This window comes from Kushneria avicenniae, assembly GCF_900112585.1.
Taxonomy (GTDB): Bacteria; Pseudomonadota; Gammaproteobacteria; order Pseudomonadales; family Halomonadaceae; genus Kushneria; species Kushneria avicenniae.
In genome coordinates this window covers 418,677-443,503 of sequence record NZ_FOLY01000003.1, presented here as the reverse complement: position 1 = coordinate 443,503, position 24,827 = coordinate 418,677, and the positions used below count along the sequence as shown (strand labels likewise).

At 60.7% G+C, this 24,827-nt stretch carries 23 protein-coding genes; 11 read left to right on the top strand and 12 right to left on the bottom strand.

Going from position 1 to position 24,827, the window contains the following annotated elements:
* Positions 1-77: 77 nt before the first annotated feature.
* The 3 genes from BM079_RS08440 to BM079_RS08430 form a co-directional block, all read right to left on the bottom strand.
* The gene (locus BM079_RS08440) at positions 78-1,217 is read right to left on the bottom strand and encodes an ABC transporter substrate-binding protein (protein WP_090132912.1); all 1,140 of its coding nucleotides are present in this window, start codon (positions 1,215-1,217) and stop codon (positions 78-80) included.
* A 96-nt stretch (positions 1,218-1,313) separates the two neighbouring features.
* A complete protein-coding gene (locus tag BM079_RS08435) occupies positions 1,314-2,042 on the bottom strand; it encodes a glutathione S-transferase (RefSeq protein WP_090132910.1) in 729 nt (242 codons plus the stop codon).
* A 125-nt stretch (positions 2,043-2,167) separates the two neighbouring features.
* Entirely contained in the window at positions 2,168-3,559 is a 1,392-nt protein-coding gene (locus tag BM079_RS08430) for an aminotransferase-like domain-containing protein (RefSeq protein WP_090132908.1), read from the bottom strand.
* 113 nt (positions 3,560-3,672) lie between these two features.
* Here BM079_RS08430 and BM079_RS08425 point away from each other — a divergent pair, with 113 nt between their 5' ends.
* A complete protein-coding gene (locus BM079_RS08425) occupies positions 3,673-4,272 on the top strand; it encodes a LysE family translocator (RefSeq protein ID WP_090132906.1) in 600 nt (199 codons plus the stop codon).
* Between the two features lie 36 nt (positions 4,273-4,308).
* Entirely contained in the window at positions 4,309-4,857 is a 549-nt protein-coding gene (locus BM079_RS08420; protein WP_090132904.1) for a GNAT family N-acetyltransferase, read from the top strand.
* A 135-nt stretch (positions 4,858-4,992) separates the two neighbouring features.
* Here the strand turns inward: BM079_RS08420 and BM079_RS08415 are convergent, their stop codons facing one another.
* Positions 4,993-6,261: an MFS transporter gene (locus BM079_RS08415; RefSeq protein ID WP_139215283.1), complete on the bottom strand. Its 1,269-nt coding sequence runs from the start codon at positions 6,259-6,261 to the stop codon at positions 4,993-4,995.
* Positions 6,262-6,580: 319 nt separating this feature from the next.
* Between BM079_RS08415 and BM079_RS08410 the strand changes: the two genes are divergently transcribed.
* Complete coding sequence (locus BM079_RS08410) at positions 6,581-8,737, top strand: TonB-dependent siderophore receptor (RefSeq protein WP_175489647.1); 2,157 nt, start codon at positions 6,581-6,583, stop codon at positions 8,735-8,737.
* 234 nt (positions 8,738-8,971) lie between these two features.
* Here the strand turns inward: BM079_RS08410 and BM079_RS16720 are convergent, their stop codons facing one another.
* From BM079_RS16720 to BM079_RS08395, 6 genes are all read right to left on the bottom strand, one after another.
* On the bottom strand, positions 8,972-9,172 hold the full coding sequence (locus BM079_RS16720) for a hypothetical protein (protein ID WP_175489646.1): 201 nt from the start codon (positions 9,170-9,172) through the stop codon (positions 8,972-8,974).
* A 15-nt stretch (positions 9,173-9,187) separates the two neighbouring features.
* Positions 9,188-10,012, bottom strand: a complete 825-nt coding sequence (locus BM079_RS08405; protein ID WP_175489645.1) for an alpha/beta hydrolase — start codon at positions 10,010-10,012, stop codon at positions 9,188-9,190.
* Positions 10,013-10,298: 286 nt separating this feature from the next.
* Positions 10,299-10,862 (bottom strand): hypothetical protein, encoded by a 564-nt coding sequence (locus BM079_RS16595; RefSeq protein ID WP_139215282.1) that lies wholly within the window; start codon positions 10,860-10,862, stop codon positions 10,299-10,301.
* 524 nt (positions 10,863-11,386) lie between these two features.
* On the bottom strand, positions 11,387-11,587 hold the full coding sequence (locus BM079_RS16590; protein WP_139215281.1) for a hypothetical protein: 201 nt from the start codon (positions 11,585-11,587) through the stop codon (positions 11,387-11,389).
* 23 nt (positions 11,588-11,610) lie between these two features.
* Complete coding sequence (locus BM079_RS08400) at positions 11,611-12,174, bottom strand: YdcF family protein (protein ID WP_090132896.1); 564 nt, start codon at positions 12,172-12,174, stop codon at positions 11,611-11,613.
* A gap of 75 nt (positions 12,175-12,249) precedes the next feature.
* A complete protein-coding gene (locus tag BM079_RS08395) occupies positions 12,250-14,304 on the bottom strand; it encodes a TonB-dependent receptor family protein (protein WP_090132894.1) in 2,055 nt (684 codons plus the stop codon).
* 229 nt (positions 14,305-14,533) lie between these two features.
* Here BM079_RS08395 and BM079_RS08390 point away from each other — a divergent pair, with 229 nt between their 5' ends.
* Together BM079_RS08390 and BM079_RS08385 are read left to right on the top strand one after the other, a co-directional pair.
* Complete coding sequence (locus BM079_RS08390; RefSeq protein WP_245742881.1) at positions 14,534-15,037, top strand: TetR/AcrR family transcriptional regulator; 504 nt, start codon at positions 14,534-14,536, stop codon at positions 15,035-15,037.
* Positions 15,034-16,155, top strand: a complete 1,122-nt coding sequence (locus tag BM079_RS08385; RefSeq protein ID WP_090132890.1) for an MFS transporter — start codon at positions 15,034-15,036, stop codon at positions 16,153-16,155. Before BM079_RS08390 ends, BM079_RS08385 begins: the two co-directional genes overlap by 4 nt.
* A 191-nt stretch (positions 16,156-16,346) precedes the next feature.
* Here the strand turns inward: BM079_RS08385 and BM079_RS08380 are convergent, their stop codons facing one another.
* On the bottom strand, positions 16,347-16,697 hold the full coding sequence (locus BM079_RS08380) for a DUF488 domain-containing protein (RefSeq protein WP_090132889.1): 351 nt from the start codon (positions 16,695-16,697) through the stop codon (positions 16,347-16,349).
* 119 nt (positions 16,698-16,816) lie between these two features.
* Here BM079_RS08380 and BM079_RS08375 point away from each other — a divergent pair, with 119 nt between their 5' ends.
* The 6 genes from BM079_RS08375 (at position 16,817) to BM079_RS08350 (ending at position 23,411) form a co-directional block, all read left to right on the top strand.
* Complete coding sequence (locus BM079_RS08375) at positions 16,817-17,653, top strand: ATP-binding cassette domain-containing protein (protein WP_090132887.1); 837 nt, start codon at positions 16,817-16,819, stop codon at positions 17,651-17,653.
* Positions 17,641-18,495: an ABC transporter ATP-binding protein gene (locus BM079_RS08370; protein WP_245742880.1), complete on the top strand. Its 855-nt coding sequence runs from the start codon at positions 17,641-17,643 to the stop codon at positions 18,493-18,495. Before BM079_RS08375 ends, BM079_RS08370 begins: the two co-directional genes overlap by 13 nt.
* A gap of 25 nt (positions 18,496-18,520) precedes the next feature.
* On the top strand, positions 18,521-20,053 hold the full coding sequence (locus BM079_RS08365; RefSeq protein ID WP_245742879.1) for an ABC transporter substrate-binding protein: 1,533 nt from the start codon (positions 18,521-18,523) through the stop codon (positions 20,051-20,053).
* A gap of 10 nt (positions 20,054-20,063) precedes the next feature.
* On the top strand, positions 20,064-21,824 hold the full coding sequence (locus BM079_RS08360) for an ABC transporter permease subunit (protein WP_090132884.1): 1,761 nt from the start codon (positions 20,064-20,066) through the stop codon (positions 21,822-21,824).
* A gap of 117 nt (positions 21,825-21,941) precedes the next feature.
* Complete coding sequence (locus tag BM079_RS08355) at positions 21,942-22,508, top strand: peptidylprolyl isomerase (protein ID WP_090132882.1); 567 nt, start codon at positions 21,942-21,944, stop codon at positions 22,506-22,508.
* Positions 22,509-22,643: 135 nt separating this feature from the next.
* Entirely contained in the window at positions 22,644-23,411 is a 768-nt protein-coding gene (locus tag BM079_RS08350) for an SDR family oxidoreductase (protein ID WP_090132879.1), read from the top strand.
* Between the two features lie 39 nt (positions 23,412-23,450).
* Here BM079_RS08350 and hmpA read toward each other — a convergent pair whose 3' ends face one another.
* A complete protein-coding gene (gene hmpA / locus BM079_RS08345; RefSeq protein WP_090132877.1) occupies positions 23,451-24,629 on the bottom strand; it encodes an NO-inducible flavohemoprotein in 1,179 nt (392 codons plus the stop codon).
* Positions 24,630-24,827 lie beyond the last annotated feature (198 nt).

The following is a 24,827-nucleotide window of genomic DNA, read 5'->3' as shown; positions in this document are numbered from 1 at the left end:
TTTTTGTCGAGATGCTTCTTGTTAAGCGTTTACCCGTTTACCCGTTTACCCGTGATTCCCGGGCAGGATGACCGGTTTCATCGGTCAGACGTTGCTGGCGGGTAGGTGGTCTGGAAGGTGCCGTCGGGTGCGATCGGCAGATAATCTCGAAACAGGGCTTCACGAGTGGCTTCCGGATCGAGCGCGGCGCACTGCTGCGGATGCAGCCATCCGGCAATTGCCTGAAGCGCCACGGCGCTGAAGGGCCCCTGATGATAGCCGTGCCACAGGGCATGAAACCTGCCCCCGTTGACAGCCGAGAGCACTCCCCAGCCGGGTCGCTCAGCCACGATGTCGGCCATGTCCTGCCGAGTGCTGGCGACATCAACGCCAAAGCCGGCCCGGATCGATTCCCCCCGGGCCCACTGGGCGGCGGTGGCGATGATGACGTCCGGGTCGCGGGCCAGAATGGCTTCCGGATTGAGGACATTCTCGCTGCCCGGGGTCAGACCGGCGGCGATATTGTCTCCGCCGGCACGCGCCACCAGATCCGCAAGACCGGTGTCGAAATTGCTGCGACAGCAATCCACCTTGAGCCCCGGCGCAATGTCAATCAGCACGCTGGGGCGGGTGGTGACGTTGTCGAGACAGTGATCCACGGCATCGATTGCGGTATCCAGGTCCCGGGTCAGCGCTCCGGCGCGGGGCTTTGCATCAAGCACCTCTCCAAGCAGCGCAAGAGATGGCACCGTATCGAGTAGCGGATGGCGCTGAAAATCGATGAACAGGACCGGGATACCCAGTGCTTCGAGCTGGCCCAGCATGGGTGAATCACGCATCTCGGGATAGCGGGCCAGGTTGGTCACCACGAGATCGGGCGAGAGTGCCAGCAGTGACTCGGTACTGAAGCCGGCGTTGTTGTGGCCCAGTGACGGTAGCGCCTTCAGAGCGGGGAATCGTGCGGTAAACCCGGCCTGTGCCTGTCGGTCAAAGCCTGCAAGCGATCCGCGCCAGCCGCTCAGGCGCGAGACCGGATCGGGGAGCAGTGCAGCAAGGGCGAACAGATGACGGGGGTCATCCAGAAAAATATGCTGAGGGGAACGTTCAATGGAGACCTGACGCCCGGCGATATCGGTGACGGTCATGGGGAAGTCTGCGGCATGGGCAGGCACAATCCCGCCAGCAAGCCACAGAAAAAGAGCAACGCAGCGCCAGCGCCACCCTGAAAAGGACATCATGAATATATTCTATACCGTGCATAAAGGAGAATAATTATCATTTATGCACGGTGCTGGCGTCAATTCTGCTGACGCTGTCGGCACAGTGAAAGCGTTTTATCCGCGATCAAGCATCGGATAGTGACGAAAGAGTCCCTGCTCGGAAAACGGCAGACGCCGTTCGGAGGCGAGATATTCGCTGATCAGGGGCAGTTCCAGTACGTGATCATGCAGGGCAATCACTTTCGGGATATCCGCTTCCAGCGCGGCCATGGCGTTCGGGAAGGCATAGCGCAGCCCCTGCACCATGTGAAAGAGCGATAGATCGACGTAGGAGAGCCGCTTGCCGACCAGATACACGTCGCTTTCGGGATTCCTGTCGAGAATCTGCTCGAAGTAGTGAAGAAACTTCGGCAGGCGATTGTCGAGAAAGTTGCCCGCCCGGCGAACGGCTTCCGTCTGCTGATCCTCGAAGTAAAGCTCCGGCCCCATGGGGTGATGGACATCGTGGGTCTCGGCGACAAGATCGGTAATGGTCAGCTGCAGGCTGTGGGCCCAGAACTGATAGACCTTGTCGTCGCTGACCAGCTTCAGCCGCGGCCCCAGGTACAGCAGGATATTGGCGACGTGGGAGATGACCTCCTTGCCCGCCTTTAAAAAGGGCGGCGCCAGGGGCGGGTAACGGGTCTCGCTGCCTTCAAGCCAGGCGTTGACCGCCTCGATGCCGTAGCCGGGCTCGGTGCTGTTGCCCACATCAATATAGTCGGCCCCGCCGGCCTCCAGCGCCAGCCGGATGAATTCGCCCCGGCCGGGAATGCTCGGCCAGTAATAGAGCTCGTAACGCATGGTCTTCTCTCCGTACTGACGACTTGGTTCGCGCCATGGTGGCAGGTGAAGGGCACTGCAATGAAGATGCCTGCCTCAGCGGGGATAAAACGGCACAGTACGCCGCAGGGGCTCGCCGCTCGTCATTAGACCGTCTGCCAGCGCGGTGGTGCCGGCTGTGCCAGTGCCTGCACGATGGCCGCCAGCGCCCGCGCCAGCGCCTCGCGATCCGGGGCGGCGCTCAGACAGATGCGAATCGCCTGCGGCGCGGCGGTGCTGCCGACACAGAAGGTCTCCGCCGCGGCCACCCGGACGTTGTCACGCTCAAGCGTCTCGACCAGCGTCTGGGCGCGATGATCACCGGGCAGGGTCAGCCAGGCGTAGAAACCGCCACGGCGCAGGGTCATCTCGAAATCGCCCAGCGCCTCGCGCACCATCGCCTGGCGCGCCTCGAGCTCCTCGAACTGCCACGACACCAGCCGGTCGGCCTCACCGCTGGCCAGCCAGCGTCCGGCAATGTCGGTCATCAGCGCCGGCGGCGCCCAGCACTGATTGCGCAGACTGGTGCGCAGCCGCTCCATCAGTACCTGCGGTGCGCGCACGACGCCCGAGCGCAGCCCGCCGCCCAGAATCTTGGCCACTGAAAAGACAAAAATCGTGCGCTCCGGCGCCAGCTGATACAGCGGCGTGCCACGTGCCTCCTCGGGCAGATGCATGACGCCGTCCTCGATCAGCCAGAAATCGCGCTGGCGTGCCAGTGCCACCAGCGCCTCGCGGCGCTTTTCAGACAGCTGCACCGTGGTGGGGTTATGGTGTTCGGGCATGAGATAGAGTGCCCTGAAGGGCGTGCGCTCATGGCGAGCGGCGAGCGCCGCCACGTCGATGCCCTCGTCATCAAAGGGGACGGCCACCATCTTCAAGAACTGCTGGCGCGCGGTGCTGATGACGCCCGGATAGCTCAGCGTCTCGGCCGCCAGGCGGTCATTGGGAGAGAGCAGCACCGACAGCGCCAGCGCAATGCCGTTTGTGCCGCCCTGGGTGATCAGGAGCTCGTCCGGGTCGACGGCCAGTCCCTGCGTCGTCAGCCAGTCGGCGTAGTGCCGGCGCGATGTGGCCAGGCTGTCATCGAGCGGATAGTTGATGGCCTGCTCAAGCGCTGCCGGGTCCGTACTGATGTCGGTCATGAAGCGCGCCAGCGTGGCCTGACGCGCCGGATGCGGTGGCGGCAGTGACATGCCCAGGTCCACCAGCCCCTCGTGTGGCGCCCCGATGACGCGTGAAAATCCTTCGATCTTCTCTTCAGCCCTGACCCAGGTCCCGCTGCCGACCTGGGCACTGACCCGGCCGCTCTGCTCCACCAGTGCATAGGCGCGGGTAATGGTGCCGACCGTGACGCCGAGCGCATCCGCCAGCCGGCGCTGGGGGGGCAGCCGGACACCGGGGGCCAGCTCACCGCTGTCGATGGCCTGCTCGATGGCATGTGCCAGCGCCCGATAGCGCGGGCCGCTCTCCGTGAGTTCGGGTATCCACATTGTCATGGTGACAATAAATCCGTTGACGGTGACATTGGAAAACGTAAGCTCTGATTGTCACCCATTGATGGGTCACACTTCCATAATTGTATTCATACAATGACAGCGAGGTTGCCACGATGTCCGTCAGCTGGTGGGTCTCCGTGACCCTGTTTGCCATCACCATGACCGGTACGCCGGGTCCCAACAACGTCATGCTGACGGCTTCTGGCGCGATGTACGGCTTTCGCCGCACCCTGCCCCACATCGCCGGTATTCTGCTCGGTGGCCTGACGCTGTTCACCCTGATTGCGCTGGGTCTGGGCACGCTGTTTCAGCGCTATCCGCTGATCCAGCAGATGCTGCAGGTTGTCGGCGCGCTCTACCTGCTCTATCTGGCCTGGCGCATCGCTTCGGCACCGCCGCCGCAGTTTGATATTACCGCTGATGCCCGGCCCCTGACACTGTGGCAGGCCGTCACGTTCCAGTTCGTCAATCCCAAGGTCTGGGTGATGGGCCTGGCCCTGATGGCCAGCTTTTTGCCCGCCGAAGGCCCGATCTGGCTCAATGCCTTTGGTCTGGCGCTGTTCATGGAAGTGATCGCCCTGCCCTGCATCTCGCTGTGGGCGGGATTCGGGATGGTCATCGCACGCTTTCTGACCACTCCGCGGGCGTGGCGCGTTTTCAACGTCACCATGGGGCTGATGACTGCCGCCTGCGTGGTGTTCATTGTAAAGTGAGGCCTACCTTCAACCATCCGCAGGGGCAGTATCTTCATGAGTGACCGGTCAGAACGCTCCGGGGTGAGCGTACGTGAGGTGATGGATCAGGACCTTGCAGCCATCCACGCCATCTACAGTCACCACGTGCGCCATGGCCTTGGCTCCTTCGAGGAAGTGCCCCCGACGCTCGAGGAGATGACGCGGCGCTGCGCCGGCACGCGCGAGGCGGGCCTGCCCTATCTGGTCGCCACGCTCGATGACGCCGTGGTGGGTTACGCCTACGCCGGGTTTTTCCGCCCGCGCAGCGCCTTTCGCTTTTGTCTGGAGGACTCCGTCTATGTCAGCCATGAGGCGCATGGGCGCGGCGTGGGCAGTGCGCTGCTGGGCGAGCTCCTCACGCGCTGCGAGGCCGGGCCGTGGCGCCAGATGACCGCGCTGATCGGCGACAGTGGTAATGCCGGCTCGATCGCCCTGCACCAGCGTTTCGGCTTTACCCATCAGGGCGTGATCGAGGCCTGTGGCTTCAAGTTCGGCCGCTGGGTCGATACGGTCATCATGCAGCGCGCGCTCAACGAGGGCAGTGACAGCCTGCCGGACGCCTGAAACGCACCGTTCTTCTCTGCCAGACCCGGTACCACAACGCCATCGACCAAAGGGTCGATGGCGTTGTGGTGTCAGGAATCAACGCAGCGAATGGCTGGAGTCTCGATACTTTATTTCCAACGGGATGGCAGGCATTCAGGTATCGGTTTTTCCTGTTGTCTTGAGCCATAAACCTGCCGTAACCAACAGCGCAATGACGGCACCCAGTATGAGCGCGACCATCGGATGACTACTGGCATCCAGCATATATCCGCTCCATGTGCCGACCAGCATGGCCAGCGATGCCATCGAAAAGGCGATGCCGACCATGTCGGGATAACGCTTGCCGGCATAACGTTTCTGTCGCGCAGTGAGGTTGGCGACATTGCAGTATGAGGCGGCGAGATAAAGCAGAAGGATCAAGGCCATGTAAGCGCAGAGCACCGGTATCGACAGGGCATTGCCATAACGCCATACCATGCCGATCAGCATTATCTCGTCGATGGCCACCACCAGTATGGCGATGGTGACATGGCGTCGATAGCGACAACGCTCCTTCAGGGCGAAAAACAAAAGCGGGCCGATCATCGAGCCCAATCCGCCAAAAACGCCGGCCATGGCGACAATTTCTCCCTTGCGATCGGACCCTTCTGCCAGCCACAACGGCAGGTAATAGAAAAACAGCCCCATGGAGAGATAAACCAGCGGCGTGGTGATGGGGGAACTGGCAGACAGACGAAAGATTTGTCCACCGAAATATCGAATACCTTCTACAAGGTTGAGCCGGGAGACATTGTTGTTGAGGGCATATTGATTCCGGCCTGTGGGAAACATCGTGTCACGCTTCATCGCTGCCCAGCGGAAAAAGAAGGAAGCCGCGGTCATGACAAGATTGACGATCAGAACAAGATAAATGGAATAGTTGACCAGAAGACTGCCCAGCGGTCGCCCGATCACCAGGGTTGCAAGCGTTAAAAGGCTGAGTGAAAACGCGTTGAAAGTCACGGCGGTCGATTCGGATTTCAGCGAAATTGCGCCGGCATAAGTGCCATTAGCGATATTGGTAATCACTGGAATGAAGGAGGCAAGGATGAAATAGGTCATTAACACGACCAGCGTTGAAAGCGATCCTTCATAAAGCAGCAAAATGACTAATACTGTAATCACCATATCGTAGACTTCACAGATCAAAAGTACTCGATAGGGCGAATAATGACCGATCAGTCTTGCAACGACATATGCAGAGGCATTAATGGCTCTGGAAAACGTGGTGTAAAGTGGAATCCATATCGGTGACAGCATGCCTACTGCGACCAGTGTTGGAATGGCCCCCTCAATGACGGATGAGCCGGAATAGGAAAGCATTAGTCCAAAAAACATTAATACATGAGGCTTTCCAAATATTTTTAATTTCAAAAACTTCATACTTTATCCTGAATAAAAAGCCACGACGGCTTTTCTCCTGCCTTTTTATCTCGTCATAAAAAAGACACTGATCGAGGTAATGGTTGCCTGCAGACCATACCGTCAACGGGATGTAATCGCGACCCGACCCGCAAAAGAATCGATAATCATCATGCAAGTATCTTGTAGATGATAATGGTTATCAATAATATATTAGATCGACCTTTTAGAATTTGGGGCGGGGATCTATAACAAGGGAATCTAATATATTATGTCTGCTTATTCATGCCTGGTTTTCATGAGGCGCAACGCTGCTCTGATCGCCCTATCAAGCGCGTTCGTGCCCCTGGATGCCCTGGCACAAACGCCGGATGCTCCGCCGGCAAATGGTCAGGCACAGGAACTGTCAACAGTGGTGGTCGAGGCGCAACGCCCGGTTGGACAGGCGGGCAACAATGAGGGCTACAAGACCTCACGCATGAATACCGCAACGGGGATGAACCTCAGTGCGAAGGACACGCCGCAATCGGTCACTTCAGTCACCGCGCAGCGCATGGCAGATCAGGGCAGCAATGACACCATCAGCGCGCTGGACAACGTGGTCGGGCTGCAGACCAAAACCGTCGATGCCGATCGCCTTCGCATCTATTCCCGAGGCTCGGTGGTGAATACCACTATTTTCAACGGTATGCCGATCACGGCGCCGGACTCCTCGGATCACCGCTTCGATTTCGGCGACACCTTCGTGGACAGTGCCCTGCTGGAACGTATCGAGGTGTTGCGGGGCGCCAACGGTTTAATGCAGGGCGCCGGTACGCCTTCGGCGGCCATCAATCTGGTTCAAAAACGGCCCACCTACGATTATCAGGGCAGCTTTGAGCTGGGGACGGGAAGCTGGGACAGGAAGCGTGGCGTCATGGATCTGTCCGGGCCGCTCACTGACGACAGGAGCGTGCGCGGTCGCTTTGTCTATGCCGGCACCGAGCAGGATGCCGAGATGAATCGATATTCACGCGAGCAGCACTCCCTTTACGGAGTGGTCGAAGCCGATCTTGATGATCAGACCACCTTTACCCTGCGTAATACCTATCAGTACCGCGATTCGGACTCCCCGATGGTGGGCGGCTTGCCCATTTTCTACTCCGATGGCTCACGCACCCGCTACAGCCGTTCCGCGAGTACCTCGCCGGAATGGGCCAGCAATACGACGCGCAATTACATCGGCCAGGCCGAACTCGAGCATTATCTCAACCCCGACTGGTCCGTTGACTTCAGCTTCATGTACAGCCGCGCGACCATGGATCAGCCTTCATTGTGGTCTTTCGGCGCGCCCGACCCGCAGACCAACGAAGGCCTGGTGCCGGGCAGCTTCTATGATATCGACAGTGAGCGCATTCAGAGAACCTTCAACGTTCGCGTCAATGGCCGCTTCAACTGGCTCGGGCGTGAACACGAGATGGTCATGGGGGCCACACACTGGCACCAGGAGTTTGAATTCCCTTATTACAGCCCTTCCAATTTTTCGCGGCCATATCCGCCGCTGGGTGATTTCACCCGTTCCGGTTTCGATTACGGTGATGAAAGACCGGACTGGGACAAGAGTACGGTCATTCGCAACCAGAACGGTGAACAAGAGCAGACCAGCGCCTATATCGCCACCAACTGGGCGCTGACCGATGATCTGCACCTGCTGCTCGGCAGTCGACTCGATCGATGGGAAACCGATCAGAACGCCTTCGGCACGCCCATCGACAAATCCGTGCATGAATGGACACCCTATACGGGGCTGACCTGGGCGCTTACCCCGGAGGTCAATCTCTACACCAGCTATACCCGTATCTTTACCCCGCAAAACAGGCTTGGTCGCAGTAGAGAGGTCATTGACCCGGTCACTGGCTCCAATTACGAGGCCGGCATCAAATCCAGCCTGTTCGAGGATCGACTGGATCTGTCTGCCGCTGTCTTCGAGTCCATTCAGGACAATTATGTCGATAGCACCAGCGCTCAGCTCGATGACGGTCTTTACACCTATGAGGCCTATGACAACGTCAAGACTCGCGGCTTTGAGTTCGAGGCCAATGGTGCCGTAACACCACAGTGGAACATTTATGGCGGATACTCCTATGCGCGCATCGAAAGCCCCGATGACGAGCGCATGAATACCGATATACCCACTTCACAGGTCAAGCTGTTTACCACCTATGATCTGGCCGGTCCGCTGGATGGCCTGACTGTGGGTGGCGGTGTCAAATGGCAGAGCAAAACGTTTGCTGACATCACCAACCCGGCGTCCGGAGAATCGGAACGCATCCAGCAGGACGATTTCTTCACGACCGATCTGATGGCGCGCTACAGGGTCAACCAGAACCTCAGCTTGACCGCCAACTTGTATAATGCGTTTGACGAGAAGTACTACTATCTCGAACCGGTGTCGTTCTCGCAGTATTTCTATGGCGCGCCGCGCAGCTTCTCTGTCGGGCTCAAATACGATCTCTGATGTTTGATGGCGTCACAAAATGCCACCGCCGAATCCATCACGGCGGTGGCATTTTCAGGCAGGGATGGCCGGGTCATCGCCCGGGCGGTCACTTCCGGGCCGTGCGGGTCGAGAAAGATCTCGCACTAACGATGGCAAAGATCCTGCTCATCGGCGTTTGAGGCGACCTCCTCGATGCGGTCGGCGTCATAACGCAGTATGTCGAGCGAGCGGATGCGGCTCACGCACGCCTTTTTAATGGCTGCCGGTCTGGAAGACCAGTCCGTCATCGGCGCGGTCGAGCGCCTCGCTGGTGCAGCCGGCCAGCGCGATCACCATAGCGAACGTAAAAGAGCAGCTTTCATGTAGAGGTACTCTTTGGCGGGTAAAAAGGGTTGCGACGCACGCTGTCGCCTTGAAAAGCATCGACAGGGATGGCGATGCCATCAATGACATGAAGGCCTGCGGCGTTCAGGGCGATTCAAAAACCTCTCGCATGACAAGAGCAACCGTTTTGAAGGGCACCGTGGCGTGATCAACCCCGGCAACGAGGGTAAAACTTGAACGCATGCCATAGGCCGATAGCGGCTGAAGCCGCTCGTTGAGGCTGCGTGCATCCCGAATCTGCTGTGGCATGTCGCCCTCGGCCAGAATCATCACCAGGCTGGGAGGATGCTTTGGGCGCTTCTGCATCGCTTTTTGAAACTCGGGCTCCAGCGGCAGTAGATACTGATCACGCCACCACAGCGACGGGCTCGCCGCGACCACGTGGTTAAACAGAGCGGGGCGCTTGAACATCGTGTAGATCGCGAACATGCCGCCGAAAGAGTGGCCGAACAGGCTCTGTTGACGCGAATCGATCGGTAGATCAGAAGCGACGCGCGGCATCAGGCGCTGCTCGAGAAAAGCCAGCAGTTCGTCCTGCCCGCCCTGGGGCGGCTCGTTCCGGTCGGCGGGCGCCGGTGGCGAAAAATCATAGGAACGTCGCCTGAAATTGAGCGCCTGTGCCTGCGGATAGCCGATCCCGACGATGACCGTGTCGTGATAGCGCGCGACGGTGTCGCGAGCCGCATGGAAGGCCGGAAAGTAGGCGTTGCCATCGAGCACATAGAGCACCGGATAACCGCCTTGCGGCGGGTCGCCGTCGGGCAGGCTGATCATGATGCGATACGCTCTGCCTTGTGCGTTATGCATCTCCCACTGCCGGGTATGGTCCAGCGTCACCGCGGTAGTCTCGGCCGTATCGGTATTCGCACTTGCTGCGTCACTTGAGAATGAACCGAGCAGCAGCAACATGAATAGCCCCATGCCTGTTAAAGCGATGCTCGCGCGTTCGCGAAAGCTGTGATTTACATGCATGTGTGTGGTTTTCCCTTACTGTTATTTTCACTGCCGGCTGATATTCAACCTGCGCTATACGTTTATTGGAAAATAGAATCCAGCAGCCAATGGTAATGATTGTCCGGCAGCGCCAAATTGGCGGAGCGCTTCATCAGTATTCGAATTTGAATCAAAAAAATGAGCACTTAGACATGTATTCATGTTGTTGGTTTATAAGAAACAGTTGTTTAAAGGTTTATTTTTATCGATCTATCATGACTCCCACACCTGTAACGATATAACCGAGCGAAGACTCTTTTATCATAATATCTGCAGATTGAGGACCATCAGACATGCGATCAAAATTCTCCTGATCAATACAAAACTCAAAAAATAGTGCATCTACAGAGTCCAGAGTTACTTGATAATTGCAGTTAATCCCCTCCTCTTTATGAATAATATCCGATCGGGCCATGGATGTACCAAAAACTTGTGTATATGCGTGTGGAAATGCAAGTGCAAGATTAAGCCAAAAAACAGAGAAAATTAAAAAAGGAAGGGCCAGTAGAGTGGCAAGTTTTTTCCATCGAGGTATGTTATGCCATTTTTTGTTTTGATTACTTTTACGGGCTAATCGAGAAATTATCCATGGAAAAGTGATTATTGTGAATGCGATGGATATGTAAGTTGCTATTTTGACAGTGTGTGGGTTGGCTACAAAATGATTAAAATATAGAGACAATGCTGCTGTTAGTAGAAAAGCAATAAAAAACCATGCTCCAACATTTCTTTTTACACTTGCGTTGCTGTCCCAAAAAATGCTCACTCTTTAATCTCCTGAATATGTGTTAGGCATATTTATTTATGTGGTTTTGGTTGATTTTTTTCTAAAATAACAGAGTCCAGAAAATATTGAAAATGGAGAGTCAGGATTTGTGGCATCACCCGATAATGGCTCTGCCGCACCTTTTTTCTGTCCAGTACGCCACTTTGCTTACTTAAGCAATGTACGATGCCTACCTATCGCCTTTGATGCTAATGCGTTAGGTTTTAATGAGTTTTTTGATGGCAAATCTGCTCAAGATATAGCGGATGTACAATGCAAGTTTTTATGGGTCTGTAAACTTAAAATGGGCGTGACGCGGCTATTTGATCTCTTTTTTGAAATCGGGTGTTAAGAAATTTTTGATACCCTCAACAAAAATATTAACCAGACACTGCCTGCAAAATACATGGATCAACCTCGATATTATCAAGCGTTGATATGTTCCTGCTGTTGGCAAATATCTTCATTTTTTTCGCGATAATTTTCTGAAAATAGGAAATTTCCCAGTGTGAAGTTCATAAAATTTACCGATCATAATCAATGATGGCCTGCCCCTGCTCGTCGCTTTCAATCTGCACGATAAAGGGGGCTCTGGTCGCGCCGAGCATGTTGGTATCCAGCGTCATGCCCTGATCATCATCGCCAAAGCGGGTCGACATCTGATCGCCGAAGTGTGAGTTGTTACTCACACTGTAGCTCTGAACGCTGCATTCAGAAGATGTCATGGTGCTTTCGATGGAAACATTGGTCAGGCCCTGTCGATAAAAATGTCCGGATTAAACCCGATAGCATCGGGGCTTGTAATATGCCCCTTGCTGGCGTATTTCCCGATCTTATGAGTTTCTGCCATGAATTTTTGGAGAAAAATGGTAGGGGTGACAGCGTTTAATCGATAGGGATGGATGCCAATTTTCCATTCTTTAAGCGTTTTCAAGGCGGTTAAATATACCCTTGGTGCCGAGTAATCCTTGCATACAATTTCAATCGACCTTCGGGGTGAGGCCATATCCAGAAGCGCTTTTGAATACAAAAAGTTTTCCAGCGTATTGCTTGCCTTGTGCTCACATTCGATTCGAGATGAAGGTACCCCCAGCGCCACGATAAGCGACTTTATGTTGCTGGATTCATCTGAATAGCCACTGATGACGATCGCCCTTTCGAAGGTCTTGAATCGCTCGGCAGTGACCCTGGCAATGTCGTCATGACTGTGCGCAGACCCCAGCACGAAGATGACGTCGCTGTGTTCGTTGACAGGCAGTGTTTCGATAATGTCAGTAGCGTGAGCATGTTGAACCTTGCTGTGCTGTTCCATAACAGTGTTTCCGGCGCTGAGGGCTTGCCGCGCTGGCCAATATCGCACCAGCGTGGCTCTCTCCTCTCCTTGTTTTTAAAACCCGACTTCCAGCCCGGCATAGAAGGTTCGCCCCGGGGCCGGCTCGAAGTAGCGATCGTTGCTGGCGTTGATGCGGGTATTGGCAAAGTGTTCGCGATCGAACAGGTTGCGAATGCCGGCGTAGATATTGAGGCTCGTATCGCCGCCGAGCTGCCAGCCCTCGCCCGCCCGCAGGTTGATCAGCCAGTAGCTGTCGACGTCCACGTCGTTGGCGTTATCGGCCACCATGTCGCCGATGTATTGCGTCTCCAGCGTGGCAAAGCGCTGGTCGCGCCCTTCCCAGGTCAGCCAGTTGACCCAGGTCTGTTCCGGCAGGCCGGGAATGCGGTTGCTGTCATAGCGCTCGCCGTTGGCTTCAAAATCGTCAAAGCGGTAGTGGGCCAGCGTCAGCGCGCTGTCGAGGCGCCAGGTCTCATCAAGCTGCCAGCCGAGTGCGACTTCCAGGCCGTCGCGGTCAGTGTTGCCGGCGTTCTGATAAAAGGTGCGATCGTCATCGCCCTCAAGGGTGTAGGGCACCAGCTCGTCGCGCACCCGCACCGAGAACAGCGCCACGTCATAGTTCAGGCCGTTGTTGAAGTGGCCGCGCAGGCCGATCTCGCGGTTCCACGCTTTCTGCGGTTCGACGCTCGAATTGAAGCCGCCGCCGCCGGCGGGGTTGGCAAACTCCGAGAAGGTCGGCGTCTCGAATGAGGTGGCGGTGTTCACATAGGCCTGATGGTCGGGCAGGTAGCGATAGCTCAGCCCCGCCGAGCCGCTCCACTCGTTGAATTCCCGATTCCCGCTGTTGTCGCCTTCAGTGGTCAGGTCATCGTCGATCCTGAGCCGAATGCGGTCGTAGCGCACGCCCAGCGAGGCGGTCCATTGATCGGTCAGATCGAGATCGCCCTGCACAAAGACGCCGGTCGAGGTGGCGGTCTGGGTCTCGTCTTCGCTCTTGTCGGTCACCTCGCCGCTGAAGGCGACATTGCGCCGCCAGCGGTCGTCGCGCTGGTGGGCGGCATCCACACCGACCGCGTAGCGCAGCGGCATGTTGGCCAGGCTCAGCGTTTGATGATACTCGGCACTACCGCCGAAGACGTCGCGGTCATAGCCCAGAAGACTGTCACCCGGATAGGGCAGCTGCTGCTCGAAGTTGCGCCAGGTGTAGAACCCCTTCACATAGAGCTCACCGGGGCCGGCGGAGAGATCCTCGTACTGCAGGCCCACCACCTGCTGATCGACGCTCTGGCCGGTGTCATATTCCCGGGTAAAGCGCCCGGCCTGATGGCGCTTCCGGGAGACCTGCTCACGGGTCAGCCCGCCGGGGTCTTCCGAGCGCGGGTTGTCGAGCAGATTGACGATGGCGGTCAGCGCCCGGTCATCGTCGAGCGCGCGACGCAGTTTGGCGTTGAGCAGGTACTTCTCCACCGAACTGTGGTCGCGGTAACCGTTCTGGTTCAGCGCCGACAGGCTGACGTGGTGCGACCAGTCGCCATTGACGCCGCCGGTCTGCAGGGAGGCTTTCCTGTAGTCGTCGCTGCCGCCTTCCACACGCAGCCGGGTGCCCGGGTCATCGCGCCCGTCGGCGGTCGTCACCGAGATCACCCCGCCGGCGGCATTGCCGTAGAGCACCGAGGCGGGACCGCGAATGACCTCGATGCTCTCGGCGCTGTCGAGATCAATGGCATCGATCTGGGCCTGTCCGTCGGGCAGCGTATAGGGGATGCCGTCCATCAGGATGGTAATGCCGCGCACGCCAAAGGGCGCTCGGGCGCCGAAGCCGCGAATGGCGATGCGCTGGCCCTGGGCGAAGTTGTCGCGGTTCTGGATAAAAACGCCCGGCACCTGGCCAAGTGATTCATCCAGCCGCACGCGCTGCTGGCCGCGCTGAAGGCTCTCGCGCTCGACGGTCGATACGGCTGCCGGGGTGTCATAGAGCTCGCGGGCCAGCCGCGGCGCGCTGACCACCATCGTCTCTACGGCATCAGCCGTTTCGACCTCCTCACCGTAGGCGTTCCCCGCCGTCATGGCGCCCGCCAGCGCCAGCAGCAGTGTTCTGCGTGATGTCATGTTGTTCCCTTGAAATCGGTTGTGTTCCTGAAACCGACAGTGGTGGTGTTGTCGTTATGTTGTTTGGTATGGCGCCGAGTCTAGCATCCGCCATGCCCGGACCAGCCTGTAATGGATCAAGGCGCGTCAATAAATCGTGTTTTACATTGACGATGTAAAATGATCGTTTTACTTTGAAGGTGTGGTTTCACTTTTGGGAGGTGTCAGCATGACCATCATGGACAGGCTCGTGACCGCATCAGAAGCTCTCTTCGACCGCCACGGCTTCACCGCCACCGGCATGGACAAGCTCACAAAGGGCACGGGCATCTCGAGTCGCACGCTCTACAAGCATGCCGGCAGCAAGAATGCCCTGATCGCCCGGGTGCTCGGTGAACGCGACAAGCGTTTTGCGCGGCGGCTGGAGGTAGAAAGCATCGATGCGCTGTTCAAGGCGCTGGAGGACTGGGTGCGGGTCGAGGGCCGGCGCGGCTGTCTCTTCCTGCGGGCCCTTGGTGAGACCGGTGGTGACACGCCGGAGATTAACGAGGCGGTACTGGCCCACAAGGCGCGGGTCGCAGAGCGTATTGCTGTGCTGGTCGAGCGCGACAACGGGCGTGAGGACCCGATGCTGGTCGAGCAGATCATCGTGCTCTTCGAGGGGGCCACGGCCGCGGCGGTCTATCGCGGTGAGCAGGCGGTGGTCGCTGCCCGGCAGTCGGCGGCCATCCTGATGGCGGGGGCGCGCTCATGAATCCTGCCCTGACGCTGGGGGCGACCGGCTTCGGTCTGATTGGCGTGTGTTACGGCTTTGCCCGCTTCGCCTTCGGACTCTTTTTGCCGCAGATCGATGCCGATCTTGCGCTCTCTTCCACTCTCAGCGGTCTGATTTCGGGCGGTGCCTTTCTGGGCTACTGCCTTGCCATCACCCTGTCGGCCTGGCTGACCGAACGGCTGAGCGCGCGCGTTGTTTCGGTAGGGGCGGCGCTGGTAGCCGCGGTGGGTATGGCCGGTATGGCGATCGCGCCCTCCGCGCCCTGGCTTGCTGCAGCCGTCATGTTGGCCGGCTCAAGTACGGGGCTGGCTTCGCCTCCGATGGCGGCGGCCGTGGCGGCCGCGGTTCGCCCCGAGCGGCAAAGTGCAACCAATACGGTCATCAATGCCGGCACCGGGGCCGGTGTGGTGATGTCTGGACCCGTGGCGCTGATGATGGGCGATCAGTGGCGTCTGGCGTTTGCAGGTTTTGCTGTGGCGGCCGTGGCGCTGGCGATTGCTGCAGCGCTTTGCGTGCCGAAGGCGTCCGGTCGTGACCGGCAGGCCGCAGGCGGCCTGCCCGTGTTCAATCGCGCGCTCAAACATCTGATCGTTGCTGCTTTTTTAATGGGCGCTGCCAGCACGGCGTTGTGGTCCTTCGGTGGGCAGCTGGTATCGCTGCGTCTTGACTGGGGCAGTACCGGCACCGGACTGCTCTGGATCGCCATCGGTGGGACAGGCATCGTGGGGGCGATGGCCGGTTCGCTGGTAAAACACCTTGGCATGGATTGCGTGCATCGAACGTTTCTCGCCACGATGGCGGCCGGTATCGTCATGGTCGGCATGACCGGCACCACGCCTGCGCTGGCGCTGGGCGGCGGGCTGCTGTTTGGCCTGGCCTATATCATGCTCACCGGGGTCTATCTGATCTGGGGCGTCGAGGCGCTATCGCAGCGCCCGGCCACCGGACTGATGATCGGCTTTCTGACCATCGCCATCGGTCAGACGGCCGGCGCACCAGTCTTCGGCGCACTGATGGAGATGCTCTCACCCCAGTACGCCGTCATCCTCTTTGCAGGCCTGGCGCTGACGGCCGGTTTGGCCCGGGCGGGTAAATAAGTCGCCAGCCGGGGCTCCAGTAAAAAAATGCCTGACGCTGGGTCAGGCACGAGATCAGATCGGCTTGAACAACGACCGCCTGGCGCCCGTCCCTGCCTTCATCAAGCCGGACAACGATTGGCATGACAGCGCCCTGTCTCCTGTAGGTGCTTGTGCAGCGTAGAAGCGCCGGACCGGGTCGGCTATCCCCTCTAGCGGGTGCGTTTCAGAAAATCCTTCAGCACCACGGCGTTGTTGTACTCCTCGTCGCGGGCGGCAAACAGCAGGGTCAGCCCTTCGTTCTGCGCGTGTTCGCGCAGCGTCTGCGCCAGCGTCGAATCCCGCTCGCGCAGCTCCTTGCGATAGGCTTCGTAAAAGTCATTCCAGCGGTCACGGTCACGGCTGAACCATTCGACCAGGTCCTTCGAGGGGGCGATGTCGCGATACCACTCGTCGATATAAGCGTCTTTTTTCGCCCCGCCCCGCGGCCACATGCCGTCAACCAGTACAATTGACACATTAGCGGTTACAGATTCGGTCTGCAGGGCTGCGTTTTGTCGCATCCGGGCATGTCGGCAGTTCCTCAAAGACACTTAAGGAAGGCACAATACACACTGACGATTGTTATGATATAACTTACCACAAAATGATCCATTCATATGACCGGGAGCGTGTGCAGAAGATGTCGGCGAATGCGGTGCTGAGGGTCAACGAGCTGTGCATTCGTGCCGGCGGGCAGACGGTGGTGAGCGATCTCTGCTTTCATGTCGCCGCCGGCGAGCGGGTCTGCCTGCTGGGGCCGTCAGGCTCCGGCAAGTCGCTGACGGCCGGGGCCATTCTGGGGCTGTCGCCGCAGTCGGTGCAGATCGATGGCAGCGTGTCCATCAACGGCGTGGAAGTGGCCGATATCCGCGCCACCCGCCGGCCACTGCCGTCGCGCTCGGGCATGGTCTTTCAGGACACGCACTCGGCGCTCAACCCACTGGTCAGCGTCGGCGCGCAGCTGCGCGAACCCTTCATGCGCTTTCACGGTCTCTCCCGCAAGGGGGCCCTAGAAGCTGCCGTGACCCTGCTGCGCGGCATGCAGATGCAACACCCCGAAGAGATATTGAAGCGCTCGCCGGCGGAGCTTTCCGGCGGTCAGCGCCAGCGTGTCTGCATGGCGCTGGCGCTGGCCTGCAAGCCGGCGCTGATCGTCGCCGACGAGCCCACTACCGCGCTGGACGTGCTCACTCAGGAAGAAGTGCTGACGCTGCTGCGCGAGTGCACCGGCACGGCGGATACCCCGGCGCTGCTGTTCATCTCCCACGATATCGGCGCCGCCTGTCGGCTGTGTGAGCGCGCGGTCATCATTGATGAGGGCCGGCTGGTCGAGAGCAACACGCTGACCCACATCATCGCGAATCCGCAGCACCGCTTTACCCGTCAGCTGGTGCACGCGCTGCGTGACAGTGCCGCCGGCGCGGTGCCCTGGGCGCCGGGCTTTGATGCGCGCGAGGGCCAGCTGTGCCCGGCCTGACCCCCGAGAACGCCGAGCCGCTGCTGCGGGCCGAAGGCCTCTACAAGCATCTTTACCAGCCGAGCCTGGCATTCTGGCGTGCGCGGCAGCCGCGCACGATCCTGCGCGACATCCATCTGTCGATTCAGCCCGGCGAGCGCATCGGGCTTGCCGGGGTGTCCGGCGCCGGCAAGACGACCCTTTTGAACCTGCTGCTGGCGCTCAACGGCGCCGATGCCGGGTCGATCACCTGTCAGGGTCGCCCCGTGCGCCCGGCGTCGACAAGGGCGCTGCGCTGGTATCGTCGGCTGGTGCAGTACATCCCTCAGGACCCGGCCTCATCACTCGATCCGCGCATGAGCGTGCGCGAACTGATCCGCGAGCCGCTGGTGCGCCTGAGTGTTGAAGGCCACCACGGTCGGCGCATCGACGAGGCGCTGGACCGGGTGGGTCTTGATCAAAAGTTTCTGGGGTACCGCCCCGGAGCGCTGTCCGGCGGCCAGGCCCAGCGCGTTGCCATTGCCCGCGCCGTGGCACTGCGGCCGCGCCTGTTGCTGGCCGATGAGCCGCTCAGCGGGCTGGACCTGCCGGTGCGGGCAAAGGTCATGCAGCTTTTCAATGACATGAGTCGCCTTGATGACACGGCCTTTTTGATCATCTCGCATGATCTCTCCGTCATGCCGCGCCTTTGTGAGCGCACGCTCATTTTGCATGACGGCGCGATCATCGAAGACCGTCCCACGGCGGCGCTGTTTGGCGCGCCCGAGCATGACCACACCCGGGCGCTGGTACGTGCCGCGCATCCGGATCTGGCGATCATGATGCCGGCGCCTGCCGCCAATGCTTCTTATCCCGTTGCTTGATACCCGACTGCCCAGGAGATTCGTCTTGACCCTTCGTCGCGCGTTTTATCGGTCCACCTTTTATTTGCCCGCCATGGCGCTGTCGCTGGCTGTGCTCACCGGCTGTCAGCAGGAAGACGCCACCGAGGAAGCGACCAGCGAGCAGGCCGGCAATGACCGCGTGCGCGTGGCGATGCTGCAGCCGCCGCGCTCCGGGCTGAACCCGCTCACCGATGATGCCTTCAAGCTCTCGCGCTGGCGCACCGCCGAGACGCTGATTCGCCTTGATGATGATGGTGATCCGCAGCCGTTTCTCGCCACCGAATGGGAGCAGGTCGACGATCGTACCTGGCGCTTCGAGATTCGCGACGATGTGACCTTCCATGACGGTACGCCGCTCACCGCCTCGCAGGTCGTCAGGGCACTGACGGCGGCCACCAGTGCCGTACCGCGCCCGCGCATCCTCGACGGCGTCAACATGACCATCGAGGCCGACGGTGACAATGCCGTACGGGTGCAGACCGAACACGCCGACCCACTGGTGCCCAACCGGCTCTCCAGTCCGCAGCTGGCCATCATGGCGGCGAAGGCCTACGGCGACGATGGCCGGGTCAATCCGCTCGAGGCCGGTACCGGCCCGTTCGTTCTAAAGGAGATCAACGGTACCCAGAGCGCGACGCTTGATCGCTATGACGACTACTGGGGCGAGCGCGCGGCGCTTGCCGGCATCGATGCCGACTATGTGCCCGATGGCACCGCGCGTGCCGCGGCGCTGCGCACCGGCACCGCCGATGTGGTCGAGGCCGTGCCGGTCTCGCAGGTGGCGCTGGTCGATCCGGAGCTGGTGCATGAGGTGCCAATGCCGCGCACCAATACGCTCTATCTCAATACCGAAAAGGGCCCCTTCCAGGACCCGGCCATGCGTGCGGCAGCGCGCGAGGCGCTTGATCGGGCGGCGATTGTCAGAACGGTCTATGAAGGGCGCGCCGATGAGGCGAACGGCCTGCTGGGGCCGGCGCTGGCCTGGGCCGACGGGCTGCGCTCACCGATCGAGGGGCGCCCGGATGCCGCCGACCCGAACGGCGCCAGTATCACGCTGGGCACCTTCACCGACCGGGCGGAGCTGCCGGAAGTGGCGGTGCTGCTGGAGCAGCAGCTCGAGGCGGCCGGCTTTGACGTCCACCAGGAAGTGCGCCAGTACGCTCACATCGAATCCGACATGCTCGCCGGTCAGTTCGACGCCTTTATCCTGTCGCGGGCGACCATGCTCGACTCCGGCGACCCGGTCGCCTACATGTACAGCGATTTTGCCTGCGAAGGCTCCTTCAATATCGCCCAGCTCTGCGACCCGGCGGTGGATGAAGCGCTCTCCCGCGCGGCAGACCTGCCCACCGGGCCCGCGCGTCGCCAGGCCATCATCGACGCCGAGGCCGCCATTCTGCAGACCGATGCCGCCGTGCCGATGCTGCATGAGCGCGTTATTCAGGGCGAGTCGCAGCGTGTGCACGAGGCCGTGCGGGACCCGCGCGAGCGCGAGCTGATTACCGAGCACACGCGCCTTGATGGCGCTTCTCGTTAAGGCCTTTCCCATGAGCACTGCAAGCGTCGGCGTCTCGCCTTCTCCTGCCTTGAGGCCCGCGCTGCGCGCGCTGGTGCCCACCCTTTCGCGGCTGGTGACGCTGGCCGCGGTGGTGGTGCTGGTCGGGCTTTTGCCCTGGCTCTCCGGGCGCGATCCGGCGCTGAGCATTCTGCGCGCCCGCGCCGGCGATCAGAATCCCACCGCGGAGGCGCTGGACTCGATTCGCGCCCAGCTCGGGCTCGACATGGGCCCGTGGGAGAAGCTGGGCCACTGGCTCTGGGGGCTGATGCACGGCGATGCCGGGGTCTCGTGGATCTCGGGCGGCCCGGTGCTGCCCGGCATGCTGCAGGCCACCGGTGTCTCGCTGGCATTGATGCTGGCGGCCATGCTGTTGGCGCTGGTCACCACCATGGCGCTATGCGTCACGGCCGTGCGTCGCGGATTGATGGGCGAGCCCGCGCCAACCTCCGGCGCGCTGGGCGCCACACTCACTGCGCTGCCGGAGTTTCTGCTCGCTGCTCTGCTGCTGGTGATCTTTGCCGCCGGGCTCAACTGGCTGCCGCCTTACGGCTGGGGCGAGGCGCGCCACATGATACTGCCGGCGCTGTCGCTTGGGCTGCCGGCCGGCGGGCTGATGGGGCGGCTGTTCAGTGACGGCCTGACGGCCAGCTTCTCCGAACGCTGGGTCGCGACCTGGCACGTGGCGGGCTTTGGCCGGCGGCGCATTGCGCTGGCCGTGCTCAAGCGCACCCTGCCCAGTCTGCTGCCCCAGGTCGGTCTGGTGATTGTCGGGCTGACCGGCGGCGCGATTGCCGTCGAGCAGGTGTTCTCGATTCCCGGCCTGGGCCGCGCCACGCTGGGGGCGGCCTCGGCGCAGGATCTACCCGCGCTTCAGACCGGCATTCTGCTGCTGCTGGCGATTGCCGTGGTGCTTGGCGGTGCCGCGGGGCTCGGGCGCACCCTGCTGCTGGGGCGTACCCTGCGCGCCGGCGCCGTGCCAGTCACCCGCCATGAGCCGCATCACGGGCGGTGGCAGTGGGTCGTACCGGTCGCGGTGGCGCTGCTGCTGGTGATCATCATCGTCGCCGGGATTGGCCGTGACCCGCTGGCCTCAAACTATCTGCGCCTGCAGCCGCCGAGTCTTGATCTGCCGCTGGGCGCCGACGGCACCGGGCGCGACATTCTCGCCCGCGTCAGCCACGGGGCGCTCTCCACCATGGGCATGGCACTGCTGGTGGTGTCGATCACCTTCGTTCTTGGCGTTTTGATCGGGCTGATGCCGCGACTGGCTGCCGGGCCGATCGAGGTGACCAACGCCACCCCCCCGGTAATCGCCGGGCTGTTGGTGGCCGGCCTCATGGGGCCGAGCGCCAGCGGGGCCATTCTGGCCGTCACGCTGGTAAGCTGGGCGCCGCTGGCGGCCCATACTGCGGCGCTGGTAACCGAGGTGCAGGGCCAGGCGCACGTGCGTATCACGCCCATGCTGGGGGTAGGTCGGTGGCGCCTTTTGAGCCGCTATATTCTGCCGTCGGTCATTGGTCCGGTCTTTCGTCACGCCATGCTGCGCCTGCCCGGCATCGCGCTGGCGCTGGCCGCGCTCGGTTTTCTGGGGCTCGGGCCGCGCCCGCCCGCGCCGGAGTGGGGGCTATTGCTCGCCGAAGGTATCCCCTATCTGGAGCGCGCTCCCTGGGCGGTGCTGGTGCCCGCGCTGGCGCTGGTGCTGATGTCGATTCTGGCGGTGTCGCTGTCGAGTCTCTGGCGGCGGGGGTGATGTGCAGGGACGAGACCACCGGGCCGCCTGTCAGGGATGAAAATGATCCGGAGAGCTGGTCAGACTTTCCGCGCCCGGCTAGTCTGGCGGGCCCACCGTATGACTGGAGCGCTTTTCATGCTGAAACCGTTACTGCGCGGGTGCCTGCTGGCGCTGCCGCTGCTCTCGCCCCTGGCACTGGCCGATGCCGATCATCCGCATGTCGAGATCCGGACCAGTCAGGGCAATATCGAGCTGGAACTTGATGCCACCGCCGCACCACGCACGGTGGAGAACTTCCTGCGCTATGCCGGGGAAGACTTCTATCAGGGCACCGTGTTCCACCGTGTGATCGACGGCTTCATGATTCAGGGCGGCGGCATGACGGCCGACATGACCCGCAAAAAGACCCACGACCCCATCGCGCTGGAAGAGAGTGAGCTCAAGAATACCCGCGGCACCATTGCCATGGCGCGCACCGGTCAGCCGGACTCGGCCACCAGCCAGTTCTTCATCAACCTGGTCGACAATCAGGCACTCGATTATCGCAATCTCTACGAGCCCGGTTACACCGTGTTTGGCCACGTGGTCTCCGGCATGGACGTGGTCGATGCCATTTCCGGCGCGCCGACCGGTCGTCGCGGCCCTTACGCCGATGTGCCCAGTGATCCGATCACCATTCTGGACGTCGAACGACTGGATTGATGTGCCCCTGACATGACGGCCCGGAATGCCTGTCCAGGGATTCCGGGCCGTTTTTTGTGGCTCATCACAAGGGCGTGTACGCCGTGCGCCCCGAAGCTGCGATGATGATCGCTCGAATCATCACGAGGGCAGTGCATGAGACTTCAGGGACAGCGGGCCGTGGTGACCGGTGCCGCCAGCGGCATCGGGCTTGCCACGGTAGAGCGTTTTCTCATTGAGGGGGCCAGCGTGGCACTGCTGGACCAGGACGCGCCTGCCCTGACTCGAGAGGGCACCCGGCTGGGGCGGGTGTATCCCGGCAGGGTTCATGTCGAGACGGTGGATGTGGCCGATCATGGGGCCGTCAGGGGCGTCATGGCCGCCTCGCTCAGCGCCCTGGGCGGTGTCGATATTTTGATCAACGCCGCCGGGGTCAACGTTTTCGCCGACCCGATGGCGGTGGATGCCGAGCTCTGGCAGCGCTGCCTGTCGATCAATCTGGAAGGCGCCTGGCACTGCATTCAGGCGCTTTTGCCGTCGATGCTTTCGCAGTCGCGCGGTCATGTGGTCAATATCGCCTCGGTCCATGGACATCGGATCATTCCCGGGGCCTTTCCCTATCCGGTGGCCAAACACGGCCTGATCGGGCTGACCCGTTCACTCGGTATCGAATACGCGGCCCGGGGTATTCGGATCAATTCGATTTCGCCGGGGCTGATTGCAACGCCCTCCGCGCAGGCCTGGCTTGACGGATTGAGCGAGGCAGAGCGGTTGCAACAGATCGAACTTTTGCCCTGCAAGCGCTTTGGCGACGCCGAAGAGGTGGCCGCCACAGCGCTGTTTCTGGCCGGTGACGAGGCGCGCTTTATCAATGCCACCGACATTCTCATCGACGGCGGGCGCAGCCAGGTCTATCACCTCTAGATCTCACACCCGCCGTCGGTCGGTCTTGCCTTCGGGCCGTCAGTGCAGCTCACCGGAGGGGCCGAAGTATTCGAAATGGCGATACGGCGTGTCGATGCCCAGCGCCGCCAGGGCGTTGTCCACGTCGCGCATGAAGCCGGTCGGGCCGGTAAAGTAGCAGCTCGGTGTGACCTCGCGCGGCAGATAATCGGTGAGCAGGGCCCGGTCGATGATGCCCTTGTGTCGCGCCTCCTCGGTGCTCTCGGGCTCGCTGTAGACGTAGCGGTAGGTGAGTTGGCTGCCGTACTGTTCCGCCATCGCCTTGAGATGGTCGCCAAAGGCATGAACACGGGCATTGCGGGCGCCATGCAGATAGATCACCTGACGACCGGCATCGAGTGCCTGCGCCATGAGCGACAGCATCGGTGTCTGTCCGACACCGGCACTGATCAGCATGACCGGCGCGTCGCGCGCATCGAGCACCATCTCACCGACCGGGGCCAGCAGTCTGATGTGATCGCCGACGTTGACGTGATCATGCAGGTGGCGACTGGCGCGGCCCTGGCCTTCGCGTTTGACCGAGATGCGATAGCCATCATCATTCGGGCGGGAGGTCAGGCTGTACTGGCGCAGGGACTGCTCGCCGTCAATGTCGAGCGCCACGCCCAGGTACTGGCCCGGCTGGAAGGTGCGAACGGGTTGGTCATCGGCCGGTCTGAAGTAGAACGACACGATCTCTTCGCTCTCCGGCACGCGATCCACCAGGGTGAAATCGCGCTCGCCGCGCCAGCCGCCGGGTGCCTCTTCAAGCGCGCGGTAGGTGGCCTCCTCGGCATCGATCAGCCGCTCGGCGAACTCCCAGTAGAGCCCGCTCCAGGCATCGGCAATCTCGGGGGTGACAGCATCGCCCAGCACCTCGCCGATGGCGGCCATCAGGCATTCGGACACGATGGAATACTGGTCGGGCTGCAGATTGATCGCCACGTGCTTGTTGACGATCGGGCGCATGAGCCGCTCGAGCGCTTCCGGGTCGTGGCGGTTGAGAGCGTAGGCGACGACCGAGCGGGCCAGCGCGCGGGGCTGTTCGCCGGTCTGCTGATGGCGCATGTTGAACATCGAACGCACATGCGGATAGCGCTCGAACATCAGCGGGTAAAAGGTGCTGGCGATGGTTTCAGCATGTTCGGCGACCACCGGGGCCGTGGCATTGATGATTTCAAGCTGCTTTTCGTTAAGCATGACGCCCTCCTGGCGACAGGGAAACACAAGAGACACGTCTGATATCGCAAGCCCCGTGCCAGGCCGGACACACTGCGACAGCCTGCCACATCATTACCGCCTCGGGGCCCGTCGCAGGCGCTCTGGCGGGTATTCGCTCATTGCAATGCGTTGGTATTGATGCCGCGGAAATGGTCATAATGACCTCATTTTTGCATG